The sequence below is a fragment of the Tenuifilum thalassicum genome (assembly GCF_013265555.1).
In the GTDB taxonomy this organism is placed as follows: Bacteria; Bacteroidota; Bacteroidia; order Bacteroidales; family Tenuifilaceae; genus Tenuifilum; species Tenuifilum thalassicum.
This window is the reverse complement of record NZ_CP041345.1, coordinates 1,321,489-1,335,205: the sequence shown is the minus strand read 5'-3', so window position 1 is coordinate 1,335,205 and position 13,717 is coordinate 1,321,489. Positions and strand designations below refer to the sequence as shown.

The window sequence follows — 13,717 nt, the reverse complement described above, 5'->3', positions numbered from 1 at the left end:
TAAAAAAAACTTCATTTCTATGTTTTAAAACCTAACAAGAAAAAAACATTTTATTCTAAAAAATATTAAGTTTAAGGCTCTAAATTTTTGATGTCATGGATAAAAATCAGTTAAAACCAGAACTAGTTTTCAAATTCTTTGACGAGATATGTCAGGTTCCTCGTCCCTCTAAAAAGGAAGAAAAGATAATTGCTTACATAGAGGAGTTTGCAAAAAAACACAACCTCGAATTTCACAAAGACGAAGCAGGCAATGTCCTAATTAAAAAGCCAGCATCTAAAGGTTATGAGGATAAAGTACCTGTTGTTCTACAAAGCCACCTTGATATGGTATGCGAAAAAAATAGCGATGTAGAACATGACTTTAATAAAGATGCCATACAGACCTATGTAGATGGTGAATGGCTAAAGGCAAAAGGAACAACACTTGGGGCGGATGATGGAATTGGAATTGCTGCACAGCTAGCTGTACTTGCCTCAAACGATATTGAACATGGACCAATTGAGTGTTTGTTTACGGTTGACGAAGAAACCGGGCTCACTGGTGCTTTTGAGCTAAAAAGTGGATTTTTTGAATCCAAAATCCTAATTAACCTTGACTCAGAGGACGAAGGAGAGCTATTTATTGGATGTGCAGGTGGGGTTGATACCATAGCCACTTTCGGCTATGAACCAGAAAAGGTTCCTACCGACTCAATTGCCATGAAGCTAAATGTAAAAGGTTTACTTGGCGGACACTCTGGTGACGATATCGATAAATTTAGAGGGAACTCTATTAAAATCATAAATCGATTCCTTTGGCGTGGCACACAGCTCTTTGATTTAAAACTTACAAATCTTGATGGTGGCAACCTCCGCAATGCTATTCCACGTGAGGCATTTGCAACTTTTACCATCCATAAAGAAGACAAATCTGCTCTTATTTTAGAGTTTGAAAGTATAAGAGATGCAATTTATAATGAATGGCATGATGTTGAACCCAACCTAGAAATTACAATTGAAGATGCTCCCCTACCCGACTTTGTTATTGATGAGCCAACTCATTACGACCTTCTTAATGCTCTTTATGCTTGCCCTCATGGTGTTATGGCAATGAGCCGCAAGCTAAAAGGACTAGTTGAGACATCAACAAATCTAGCATCGGTAAAATTCATTCAAGACAACCAAATTCTTGTAACAACAAGCCAGCGCAGCTCTGTTGAATCGGCGAAAACAGACATAGCTAACATGGTTGAAAGCGTGTTCCGTTTAGCAAATGCCAACACCCAGCATACTGATGGTTATCCTGGTTGGGCTCCTAATCCAAATTCTAAGATACTGGAGATTACAAAGTCTTCATATAAAAAACTCTTTAACCAGGAACCCATTGTAAGAGCTATTCACGCAGGATTAGAGTGTGGGCTTTTCCTTGAGAAGTATCCCGATTTAGATATGATTTCGTTTGGTCCAACCATTAAAGGTGCTCACTCACCCGATGAAAGGCTAAACATCCCCACTACTCAAAAGTTTTGGGACTTATTACTTGATGTTTTAAAAAACATACCTAGTAAAAACTAGCATAAAAAAGGCTGTTTCTAGTTAGGCTAGGTTTAGCCATGTTTCTGAAACAGCCTTTATTTTATCGTCCAACCTCTTCAAAATGCTCCTTACTTACCTGGCAAACAGGGCAATGCCAAGTATCAGGTAGTTCTTCAAAGGGTGTACCCGCGGGAATTCCATGCTCGGGGTCCCCAACAGATTCATCGTAAATATAACCACAAACCTTACATCTATACATATGCTAAATATTTAGTAAATTGCTTGAAATTTCAAATTTATGAAATCGAATTATAGACTCCAAGCAAGCATACTAATATTTCTATTGTCATCAGCAGTGACAACAACTGCTTCTGCTCAAAAAAAGAAAATTATTAGAGATAACGGGATTACTCATAAAATAGAATGGAGTTATCATTACATCAAAGGAAAAGAAATAAAATACAAACAATATGAGGCTTGGTACGACAATATGGGTAATATTGTTAAAGAGAAACAATACGACGAAAATGGAAATATCACTAAACACATTGAGCATACATTTAATAAAAGTGGCAATGAGATTCTAAGAAAAGTTTACGATAGCAGAGGTGCTCTTCTTAGGAAAATTGAGACAGATTATAATGAAAATGGTCTTAAAGTAGAAAAAAGGGTTTACAACTCGAATGGTAAGCTAAAACAAAAAAAGGTATTTGATTACAGGAATGATTAATTCTCTAAGCGATATAACATTAGCTGAGTCTGGGCTAAAAAGCATCAATATTTGTACAACTGGACAAGTTCAATTTCTGAAAAGGGTTGATAGTAAATTCATTATTTCAGCAAAATGGGCTCAAGATAAACTAATAGAGCATATAAAGAATAATTACTATATAGTTGAAAATAATAGCATCCTATTCCCTCTTTACACATCCATATACTATGACACAGAAAAACTAGACATGTACCTACAACATCATAATAATAGGCCTAAAAGGTATAAGGTTAGAACAAGGGAGTACCATGCAAGTGGTGATTTTTTTCTAGAAGTTAAATTTAGAAATCATGCAGGTGAAACATTAAAGAAAAGAATTCAACCCAATGCCGAAGATATTACAGAAAATATATTATCCAATTTTATCGATAACAATACACCATATAGATTCAAAACACTACAAAAAGTATTAGAAACAAGGTTTAACCGAATTACTCTTGTCTCGATGCTATTTAATGAACGTGTTACGCTTGATTTTAACATTTCCCTTAAAGATATACAAAATCAAAAATCAATATTACTGAATGATATTTGCATAGTTGAGTCCAAAAGAGATAAATACAATAAAACAAGTGTAATTATGGACTTTCTAAAACAGGCAGGTTACAGAAAAAGAGGTTTCAGCAAATACGCAATTGGCTGCGCACTTCTTAACCAGCACGTTAAAACTAACAATTTTAAGCCAACGATAAACCATTTAAATAAGATTAGAAATGAAAACAATGTGGTTCTTACTTAAGTCTAATTCCATTGAGATATTTGGAATAGACCTAATTAACACTGATGACTTTTATACCCTAATTTTAAGGTTTGTACTTAATATTGTAATAATATGGATTGCTGCCCGGCACCTGTATTATCCTAAAACACTTCGGAAAGACTACGTTTTCACATATTTAATGCTTGGGACTGTAGTGTTTTTTATGTGTTTTTTACTTGCAAATGTTAAATTACAACTTGGATTTGCATTAGGTCTTTTCGCTGTATTTGGGATTATTAGATATAGAACAAACCCAATCCCTATAAAAGAGATGACATACCTTTTTTTAATAATCGCCATATCACTTATTAATGCGATATCATCAAAAAAGGTTAGCTATGCTGAACTTATGTTCTCGAATCTTGGCCTTATTTTGGTAGCTTACGTACTAGAAAAAGGTCTATTTATAAAGCACCTCTCTCAAAAGGTAGTGGTTTATGAAAAAATTGAACTAATAACTCCAGAAAGGAGAGCAGAACTCATTGAAGATTTAAAACAAAGAACAGGTTTGGATATAAAAAGTGTTGAAATTGGTAAGGTTGATTTTGTGCGCGACATAGCTTGGATAATAATTCATTATCCTTCGGAAAGTTTTATTGATTTTACTGAGATTGATAGTGAAAATAACAATTAGGGGCTTTGATTTACTATACTATTTCAACCATTTTAAATGGAACTTTTAAAAGGGTTTGAAAATCACGTCCTAAATTTTTAATGGTATCATCATCTTCTTCAAAATACCAATTTATAATAATATTATTACCATGAGAATAAGCCTCATCAAACATCCTCATAATGGTGAAAATAAACCTATTAGAGCCACTATTAATGTACTCCATATTGAAGTTAATTCTAGTAAGAGGTTCTGGATTTTTTAAATAGTTTTCAATCCATTTAATAACGGGTTGATAGAATGCAATAGCATCCTCAGTAATTGATCTTCCAGAAATTTGAAGTAAACCTGGTTTAAAATCTATCTCAGGTGTTTTGAAGTACCTTTGATAAAAGATTAGTCATAGCCAACTTATTTCAGAATGTAAATTTAAGATAATATCATAAAGCAAACAAAAAACCGCCCAAATTTATTTCATTTGAGCGGCTAAAATTTTAAAAAGTGTTTTTGCTATTTAATTCCCAATTTCTTACGAAGTTTTGAGGGAATAGCATTTTTATGAACCATTATATTGGTTGTTTTATAAAGTACAAATGCCTTTGATGCATAAAAGTATCCATTGTATTTGCCATTTGTCCCCCAGCTATTTTTTACTTTATAGAAAGTATTCCCTAGCTGGTCCTTTGCTTTTCCAACTAGAAGCATACCATGATCATCAGTAGTTCTATAATTATCAAATGCTTCTTGGCGTAACTCCTGGGTTATGATCATCTCTTTTACAGGTTTTTCAAAAGAGTAAATCTTTTTCTCTTTTTCTCTAACCGATAATTGAGTCCAACGGTCTTTATCGGAACCAGCATTTTCTACATCATCAATATCTGGAACTATTGCTACACCATTCCTCCAGCTAAATCCTTTTTCACTAACATCACTTGCCCAAGCTACAGGAAAATCATTATCAATGGCGTTGTCTATAATACTCTCAAAATCATTTAATGGCACATTGTAAGCCTCACCATGAATCCAGTTATCGGGAAGCTCCATTACAAACTTCTCGTAGAATGGGTGATGGCTAAACGAGGTAATAACAACATAATCATCTGGGTTAATTCCTAAGAATTTTGCAAATTCAGCTGGTGTATAAGTATTACCATTATATGTAAAACTCTTAGGATTAGCACCTAGGTATGCATCTAAAATTCCATTGAATGCATTTTTCCATGCAGTAGAAAGCTTTCTGTTTGGGTTTTCAATAATGGCATCTACAAATGCCTTTGTAACAGCATCTAGCTCACCATGAACATGTGAATCCTCGCCATAATTCAAACCAGGATATACATCCATAGGGACAATACCAAAACGCTTAACTGCTTCTAGCACATCAAAAAACGACCCACCTGGTCCAAAGTTGTTTTTCCCGTTAAACCGTACATACCTGTCGGCTTTCATGGCATAAATATTTCTTACAACGTACATTGGAGAAAGATCAATAGAAGGTTTACCCATTCTTAGTAGTTCTGACTCCAAAAAAGCAACACCAGAGAAGCTCCAACAAGTACCTGATCTATTTTGATTCTTAATAGATGTTGTTGGAAGCACTTTCACATCAGTAAAAGTGTAAGGTCCATTCTCTTTTTCTTTCTTGTCTTGTGCTAAAGCACCACTCACACTTACAAAAAGCACTAGCGCTACAAGTAGGAAATTTTTTATCTTATTCATATCAATAAAAATTTAGTTTAATAAATGACTCATCTCTCTCTAAAAAGTTTAAACCAACACTAATCCCTTTTTATTGCAGGAATAATAACATTAAAAGTTGTTCCAACTCCAACCTTGCTTTCCACTTTAATTTCACCTCCGATCTTTTCAACAAACTCTTTACAAAGCAGCAACCCAAGACCTGAACCTTTTTCGTTTTGTGTTCCTGCGGTTACAATGGTTTTATCAATCTTAAAAAGTTTATCAATATTTTGTTCTGGAATACCTATCCCATTATCACTCACTTTTAGTACCCACTTTTCGTTTTCAAGCGATGCTTTTAAATTTATTCGACCATTTAATTTTGAAAATTTAAGGGCATTGCTAATTAAATTACGAAGTATGGTATTTAAGATATTATCATCTACAAATATTTCAAAACCTTCTGGTATTTCTAATTCAACATCAATATTCTTATCTTTTAGTCGACCTTGAATAAGCTCTAAATTTTGTAATACAAGGGAACGAAGATCTACCCATTTAGGATTATTCTTTATATCGCCCATTTCATTGGATGACCAATCTAAAAGGTTCTCAAGCAAATTGTAGGTTGTTAATGCTAACTTATTAAGTTCTGTCATAAATTGCTTAACCTTATCAGAATTTAAAGCATTAATTTCTGTAAGCAAAAATTCAGTAGAATTTACAAGCGTGCTAATCGGGTTTCTAAGATCATGAGCAATAATTCTAAAAAACTTATTTTTTGTTGCATTTATTGCTTCTAACTCATTTTTTTGTTTTTCTATTTCATGTTTTTGTTGTTCTAGAATCTCATTCTTTTCAGAAATCCAATCGTATGCTTCCTTAAGATGCTCTGCCTGTACTTGAAGTTCTTCCTTTTGCAATAAAATTTCTTGGGTTCTCTCCTTTACTAACCTGTCAAGTTTGTTTCGTTCTCGAATTAATCTGTAATGCCAGACTCTTACTGAAAAGTAAATTAATAGAATTGCCAAAATAATATATGCGATATAGGCAATAATGGAGCGAAACCATGGTGTTTTTATGGTGAAATGGAATTCAGCAATTGGGGTCTCATCCTTAAAAACATTCTTGGCCTTTACCCTGAAAATGTAATCGCCCTCTTTAAGATTTGTATACTCTTTTCTTGTTTCGTATGTCCAATCGGACCATTCCTCATCATTTCCAACTAGCTGATAGCTGTACTTTATTTTATCTTCTCCGATATAATAAGGCCACACAAAATTAAATACAATGGAGTTTCTATCATATGGTAATACAGTGCCCAAATCTACAATTCTGTCTGGGTTTGTATTTCTTATAGCAACACCATTCAACGAATCTACGGGTTCTTGGAAAAAGTTAACTCCTTCAAATAAAACTGAATCGATATTTACAACCCTTTTAATTAAAGGAGGATTAAGTTTGATTCTATTATAGTGAACTGTTGATGTCATACTAACAATGCCAAAGTCAGAAGAAACCCACGAAACAGGATCTCTAAAATCAGTAACATATACACTTGTAACCATTTGACTATCAATTCGCATAGCAGCAAGAGAATCGTATCGCTGAATGGAATCGGCAAATTTAACAAATGGAGTTACATCGATTGTTCCAATGCTGTCGCCATTGGGAAAATAGGAAAAGTATCGTTTTTGGGTCTGGAAAATAATTGAATCATAAGCATCAACTATGCGATCAAAAGAATCAGTTGAATCCTTTAATGAGATATCATAGGTTGCACATTCAATCTTCTTAACCTTTCTACAGTAAGGGTTCTTAATTCTCCAAAGTTCATCTTGACGAAATAACACCCATAAGTTTCCTCCTCCATCTTCCCCCATGCTATAAACCACCCCTTCGGTTTCTAGAAGGTTTAATTTCGAAATCCATGTACCATTATTAAATTTTAAACGTGTAACACCTCTGTTGTGTCCAATAAATAGGAAATTAGGATTCTTACGCCCTTGAATTATCACAAATGGTTGCTGTGTATCATCTACCAGAATAGCCTTGTCATTAATAATTTCAAAAACCCCATTTCTAGCAACAACAAGAAGATGCGTTTTTGAATTGCTACCTACCCATAAAGGTTTATAAGATTCAGGTTCACTAGGATCCTTAAAATATAAGAACTGCCAGGTTTGTTCTAGGGGACCTTTTAAAAGCTGAAATCTGTGAGGTTTGAAGTTCTCTGGCCTATTTCTATCAATATAAAAAACGCCTGAACTTGTTGCAACATATATATAATCTCCTCTGCTAGCAACATCAGTTAAAAGACCATTAATACCTAATGACTCATTCCAATACCGGAAAGGCGAGGCTAGTTCAACTTTCGCAAGTCCATTTGAAAGAGCCATCCAAAGCACTCCAGAACTATCATACCGAAAACAATTTACATTGGTTTTAATGCCAAAGGTATTCTCGTCAATTACATCTGTTACATTTAAATTTTTATCAACTATAAGTGCATCACCCATTATAGAAGCAAGAGCGAAAAGTGAATCACTTATAGCAATTCCATGATAGAAAAGATATTTTTTGAAATATTCGTTGAGCTGCTTCCCTTTTTTAGAAATAGAAGATAATGATTTTAAATTTTTGAATGCTCCATCATAATCGGCCAAATAGAAACCATTTTTGCGAGTACAAATTAATAATTTGTTATCTATTGGTAGTATAGAATGTATTTTAAGTGTTGCAAGTTGCTGGCTTCCTTCAATAAATTTAAGGTTATTCCCTGAAATTAGATAAAGCCCTTTATTTAATTTATAAACAATATACTCATTATCTATAATGTACGACAAATAAAACGATTCGCTATTATCTGTATCAAGTACTTAAACTGTTTATTATAATATTTATAAATGCAATAGTCTGTTAAAAAATAAACAGTATCTCCAATTATATGAATATCCCAAACATCATTAAAGATTTTATGAGTAGAATCTAATAATGGTAACAAAGAGACATATGAAAGTTTTCCTTTGCTATCAGGATTGAGGAATCCTAACATTCCAAAACCCAACAAATATCCTATCTCTATTATCAATTTATACTTTTACTAGCATTAGGTAATTCTATCAAATTCCAGTTTAAACCATCATACTCTAACACACCGCTTCCATTAGCAAAATAAACTACTCCCCTTGAATCTTTTACTATTCCCCAGTTAGCTGGTTTTGCTTTATAAGTAATAGGGGAATAATAGTTAGACAATAGTAAACCTCGCTCCTGACTAAAAACAGAAGAACAAAAAGCAAAAAACAATAATTCTAGGAAAAAGAATTTATTCATTTTAGAATTAATACAATTTACTTTCCAGTGTTTCAATAACTTCTTCTTTAAAAACCCTACCTATAGGTATTTCTACCTCTCCAATTCCTATAGAAACAGAAGAATAGGAATCAATGTGCTTTAGAGATACAATGAAAGAACGATGAACTCTAATAAACATGGATTTATCGAGTTTCTCTTCAATTGATGCTATGCTTAACTTAGTAACAATATTTTTATCTTTTGTAACTACCTTTACATAATCCTTAATGCTCTCAAAATATAAAATATCGTCTAGCCTAACTCTAATATTTTTCTTATTTTCCTTGAAGATAATATATTGTTTCTCAGTTGGGTTTTCAGCATTCTTCTTGTATGCTAAGCTCTCTTTTACTTTAGATATTGCCCTAAGTAGACGTTCAAATGTTATTGGTTTGAGAATGTAATCAGAGACATTTAGGTCAAATCCCTCAATGGCGTAATCTTTGTTTGCAGAGGTGATGATTACAGCAGGAGGATTTTGCAGGCTGCGAACAAGTTCAATGCCTGTCAACTTAGGCATTTCTACATCCAAAAACATAATATCTACTTCATTCTCTTGAAGAAACTCAAAAGCAGGAAGACCATCATTAAAGGTTGCGATAATATTAATGCCAGGAATACGTTGAAGGTATCCCTCAATAACAGAAATAGCTAAAGGTTCATCATCAACTATAATGACTCTAGTTCCCATTGCTTTGTATTATTTAGCCTTGCAATTTAGTATTTTTTAAGGTTATCTCATAGTTTTTAGCAAACCGATATTCATTTAAATCCATTCCTCTTATTTATCAGTACATTATGCATTCGTAGACAAAACCTTGCATTTAATAGACTTAAATCTGCTTTATATCGACAGCCATTCTGTTTTTTACAAAAATCCTTGAAAGTCTCTAGTCTTTAAGATACCTTGCAAAAACAACCTATAAACCTAACCACCTAAACAATTTAAACTATGAGAAAAAAACTACTCGGTTTAATGAGCATGTGTTTAGTTGCATGCACACTATGGGTAAGCCAAATTTATGCAGTTCCAGCTTATCCTGGGCTTATTCAGTATAAACAAGCCAATGGTAAAACATTAGCCATTTTCCTTAAAGGTGACGAAAAGGTAAAATGGGCTACTACAGAGGATGGTTATACAATCCTACTCAACAGCAAAGGCATCTATGAATACGCTGTTCAAGATACCAAAGGCGATTTGCAACTTTCAGGAATTGAGGTTAGCAACATAAAAGAAAGAACTGCTAAAGAGAAAGCACTTCTTTCAAAGATAAGCAAAGGGCTATACTATAGCAAAAGCCAGCTTTCAATGATGAAGAGCATATGGGAAATTAAAAATGCAGAAGCTCAAAAAGCATTTCCTACAACAGGAAACAGAAAGTTAGTTTGTATTCTAATGGGTTTTAAGGATAGAGCATTTACCAAGTCTAAGTCTGATTTTAACACCCTTTTTAATCAAGTTGGTTCAGGTAGCGTAAAGGATTACTACTTAGAAAACTCATGGAATCAGTTCAACCTAACAGTTGATGTATTTGGACCATATACTGCTAGCCAAAATATGTCGTACTATGGTGGAAACGATTACAATGGTAACGACTCAAACCCAAGAGCTTTAGTCACTGAAGCTGTTAATGCTGCCGACGCACAGGCAAACTTTGCCAATTATGATAACGATGGAGACGGTACAGTTGATGGTGTTTACGTAATTTATGCAGGTTACGGAGAAGAGGCAGGTGCTAGTTCCAATGCCATTTGGGCTCATGCATGGAATATTACTCCTGTAACAAAAGATGGTGTAACAATTAGTAAATATTCCTGTTCAGCAGAACTTAGAGGTAATTCAGGTTCAACAATAACAGCAATTGGAGTAATTTGCCACGAGTTTGGTCATGTTCTAGGTGCACCTGATTACTATGACACCAATTACAGTACTGGAGGTCAATTTTACGGAACAGGTAACTGGGATATGATGGCAAGCGGATCTTGGAATAACAATGGCGATACTCCTGCGCACCACAATGCCTATACAAAGGTTAAGATTTATGGTTGGGCAAATGCAACCATCCTATCCTCAGCTGCCAATATAACAGTAAAGCCTGTTGAGTCGAACAAGAGTTTTTACCAGATCAATTCAACAACCAGTGGGGAATACTGGTTAATTGAGAATCGCCAAAAAACTGGCTTTGACGCTGCAGTTCCAGGCCATGGGCTTCTGATCTATCACGTTCATAAAGATGTAGTGTCGGCTAGTAACTATAATAATGTAAATGCATCCTATCCGCAAAAAATGTATCCTGTTTGTGCGAGTGCAACCACAAATCCAAGTTCATCAGCAAGTTCATACGGAAGCATAAACAGTGCTGGTTGTCCTTTTCCAGGAACTAGCAATAAAACCTCGTTTACCGATGCCACTACACCTAGCATGAAATCTTGGGCAGGTGCAAACACAGGTAAACCAATTACCAATATAGCAGAGAACTCATCAACTAAAGATATTACATTTGCATTTATGGGTGGCTCTAGTGGTGGAACTGCTCCTGCTACTCCTAGTGGGCTATCAACTTCAAACATCACCACAAACAGTGCAACACTTAGCTGGAGCGCTGTTAGCGGGGCAACCTCCTATGATGTTCAGATCAGGCCTCAGGGCGGGTCATACTCAACCTATAACGTTACAACAAACTCGTACAACGCAACAGGCCTTTCTGCCAACACCACTTATGAGTGGCACGTAAGGGCTAAGAACTCCTATGGCACGAGTAGCTACTCTTCTATCAAGTCGTTCACCACACAGGCGAACCCAACGGGTGTTAGCTTGCCATACTCGCAAAGCTTCAGCAGCTCAAGCCTACCAAGCGGATGGACAACACAAAACACTGGTAGCGGCATAACCGAGCGCTGGAGCGTTTCCAACAGCAACAAGGCTGGCGGTTCTGCATACGAGATGAAGTGCAGCTACCAGAATGTAAACCCAGGCACCACCCGCCTGATTACACCTGCCATCAACACCGTTGGCAAGAGCCAGATCACCCTTACATTCAAGCACATGTTCGATGCCTATAGCTCAGGTGCTACGCTACGCGTTCAAACCTCGAACGATAAGTCCAGCTGGACCAACACCACATGGTCAAAGAGCACCTCTACATCAAACATTACCGCCCGTACCGAAACAGTTACCATTACAACCAACCTGAACTCTTCAACCACCTACATTGCCTTTGTGGTTGAGGGTAATATCTACAACATCGACTACTGGTACATTGATGACGTATCCGTAACCGCTGGTAGCGCAGCTTCAACCCCAACCGTAACAACGGGAAGCGTTAGCAACGTAACCTCAAGCTCGGCTACCGTTAGCGGTAATGTAACATCGAACGGAGGCGCAAGCGTAACAGCTCGTGGTATATGCTACAGCACATCGCAGAACCCAACCATTTCGAATAGCAAGGTGGCAAGCGGTTCGGGTACTGGCTCATTCAGCGCAACCCTAACAGGGCTATCGCCCAACACCACCTACTATGCAAGGGCATATGCAACCAACGCCCAGGGCACATCATACGGTAGCCAGGTTAGCTTTACTACCGAAAGCGGCTCGTCGGTAAGCTACTGTACTTCAAAGGGCAAAAACTCCAGCTACGAGTGGATTGACCTGGTTCAGTTTGCAGGAATTAACCGTACATCTGGTAATGATGGTGGTTACAAGGATATGACTAGCATGCAAGCTACCGTAGCAAGGGGTTCTTCAAATACTATCTACATAAGCGCAGGATTCAGTAGCAGCTCATATACAGAGTACTGGGCCATCTGGATTGACTTTAACCACAATGGAACCTTTGAGGACTCCGAAAAGGTGGTTTCAGGCTCATCATCAAGTAGCAGCACGCTATCGGCAACTGTAAGCATACCATCAACAGCAACGCTTGGCGTAACCCGCATGCGTGTGAGCATGAAGTATAACGCTGCCCCAACCGCTTGCGAAACATTTACCTACGGTGAGGTTGAGGATTACAGTGTGAATATAACTAGCAGCTCATCGGCTCCAACAACTGATACTCCTTTTGCTGAAGATTTAGGTAATGAAAAGGTTGAGATATTCACGATTTACCCTAATCCTGCAAAAGAAAGCCTAAATATTATGCTTAATGGAATAGAAGGTGAAGTTTCAGCAAGGATTTACGATATGAGAGGAGCAGTTGTTAAGTTCCAAATGTTAAACGAAAGAAATACAAGCATAAATATTAACGATTTGGCACCCGGCATTTATACAATCTCAATAGATGATGAAAAAGAGCCAATAACAAAACAGTTTATTAAAAATTAATAGCTGCTAAAGTGTGTTTTACCCTTGAGGGGTGGCTTATCTAAAAGCCACCCCTCATTTTTTAACGTTTGCATTCATAGAATTTAAGAGTTATGCTTTTAAATAGATCTCTAATATAAAACAATTAACATTATTTAGAATAACTCCAAATAAACACATATACATATTTGCATGTTTATATGTTATTAAAGAGTATTTTTGTGAAAAATTAAATTAATCGAGATATGGAATTTGAAGTAACATTTAAAGGTAAAAAACAGGTAATTGCTCACATAGGAGAGCACGACATTCTAACCGACCAACCAATTTATGGTGGTGGCGATAATGAGGGTCCTGCACCATTTTCGTTATTTTTGGCATCCATTGGCACCTGTGCAGGGATATATGTAAAATCATTTTGCGATCAAAGAGGTATTCCTACCGAAAATATCAAAATTGTACAAAGGCACCAGTTTAATCCTCAAACTCACATGATAGAAAAGTTAGAGTTAGAGATTAATTTGCCATCAGACTTTCCAGAAAAGTATAAGGATGCAGTAATAAAAGCAGCAGATCAGTGTGCTGTTAAAAAGCACTTGCACAACCCACCTCAAATGAGTGTAACGACTAAAAGCATATAAGATGCTTATGCAAATATAGAATTTGCGTTTTTAGGTTGATTTGAGCTGAAACAAAAAAGAGGCTGTCCCAAGGTTGA

General features: G+C 35.9%; 12 protein-coding genes. 6 read left to right on the top strand and 6 right to left on the bottom strand.

The features are described from left to right. Nucleotides 1-95 precede the first annotated feature (95 nt). Nucleotides 96-1,556, top strand: coding sequence for an aminoacyl-histidine dipeptidase (locus FHG85_RS05505; RefSeq protein WP_173073787.1), 1,461 nt, complete (start codon nt 96-98; stop codon nt 1,554-1,556). Nucleotides 1,557-1,617: 61 nt separating this feature from the next. Here FHG85_RS05505 and FHG85_RS05500 read toward each other — a convergent pair whose 3' ends face one another. Continuing rightward, nucleotides 1,618-1,776 carry a rubredoxin gene (locus FHG85_RS05500; protein ID WP_173073785.1) on the bottom strand — a complete coding sequence of 53 codons (159 nt, stop codon included), beginning with the start codon at nt 1,774-1,776 and terminating at the stop codon, nt 1,618-1,620. Nucleotides 1,777-1,815: 39 nt separating this feature from the next. On the opposite strand from FHG85_RS05500, the gene FHG85_RS05495 reads away from it, so the two are divergent. The 3 genes from FHG85_RS05495 to FHG85_RS05485 are packed head-to-tail and all read left to right on the top strand — an operon-like array spanning nt 1,816 to nt 3,683. Continuing rightward, on the top strand, nt 1,816-2,247 hold the full coding sequence (locus tag FHG85_RS05495; RefSeq protein WP_173073783.1) for a hypothetical protein: 432 nt from the start codon (nt 1,816-1,818) through the stop codon (nt 2,245-2,247). Next, nucleotides 2,240-3,028 carry a polyphosphate polymerase domain-containing protein gene (locus FHG85_RS05490; RefSeq protein WP_173073781.1) on the top strand — a complete coding sequence of 263 codons (789 nt, stop codon included), beginning with the start codon at nt 2,240-2,242 and terminating at the stop codon, nt 3,026-3,028. The genes FHG85_RS05495 and FHG85_RS05490 overlap by 8 nt, the downstream gene beginning before the upstream one ends. Further along, entirely contained in the window at nt 3,003-3,683 is a 681-nt protein-coding gene (locus FHG85_RS05485; RefSeq protein ID WP_173073779.1) for a DUF4956 domain-containing protein, read from the top strand. The genes FHG85_RS05490 and FHG85_RS05485 overlap by 26 nt, the downstream gene beginning before the upstream one ends. Nucleotides 3,684-3,696: 13 nt before the next feature. Here FHG85_RS05485 and FHG85_RS05480 read toward each other — a convergent pair whose 3' ends face one another. The 5 genes from FHG85_RS05480 to FHG85_RS05460 form a co-directional block, all read right to left on the bottom strand. Beyond that, the gene (locus FHG85_RS05480) at nt 3,697-4,026 is read right to left on the bottom strand and encodes a DUF1987 domain-containing protein (RefSeq protein WP_262886959.1); all 330 of its coding nucleotides are present in this window, start codon (nt 4,024-4,026) and stop codon (nt 3,697-3,699) included. Between the two features lie 146 nt (nt 4,027-4,172). Beyond that, nucleotides 4,173-5,381, bottom strand: a complete 1,209-nt coding sequence (locus tag FHG85_RS05475; protein WP_173073777.1) for a C1 family peptidase — start codon at nt 5,379-5,381, stop codon at nt 4,173-4,175. A 59-nt stretch (nt 5,382-5,440) separates the two neighbouring features. Continuing rightward, the gene (locus tag FHG85_RS05470) at nt 5,441-8,188 is read right to left on the bottom strand and encodes an ATP-binding protein (RefSeq protein WP_173073775.1); all 2,748 of its coding nucleotides are present in this window, start codon (nt 8,186-8,188) and stop codon (nt 5,441-5,443) included. A 241-nt stretch (nt 8,189-8,429) separates the two neighbouring features. Then, nucleotides 8,430-8,678, bottom strand: coding sequence for a hypothetical protein (locus FHG85_RS05465; protein ID WP_173073773.1), 249 nt, complete (start codon nt 8,676-8,678; stop codon nt 8,430-8,432). 7 nt (nt 8,679-8,685) lie between these two features. Then, the gene (locus FHG85_RS05460; RefSeq protein ID WP_173073771.1) at nt 8,686-9,390 is read right to left on the bottom strand and encodes a LytR/AlgR family response regulator transcription factor; all 705 of its coding nucleotides are present in this window, start codon (nt 9,388-9,390) and stop codon (nt 8,686-8,688) included. 261 nt (nt 9,391-9,651) lie between these two features. On the opposite strand from FHG85_RS05460, the gene FHG85_RS05455 reads away from it, so the two are divergent. Further along, nucleotides 9,652-13,020 carry a M6 family metalloprotease domain-containing protein gene (locus FHG85_RS05455; RefSeq protein WP_173073769.1) on the top strand — a complete coding sequence of 1,123 codons (3,369 nt, stop codon included), beginning with the start codon at nt 9,652-9,654 and terminating at the stop codon, nt 13,018-13,020. 224 nt (nt 13,021-13,244) lie between these two features. Then, nucleotides 13,245-13,640, top strand: coding sequence for an OsmC family protein (locus tag FHG85_RS05450; RefSeq protein WP_173073767.1), 396 nt, complete (start codon nt 13,245-13,247; stop codon nt 13,638-13,640). The last annotated feature ends 77 nt before the right edge of the window (nt 13,641-13,717 follow it).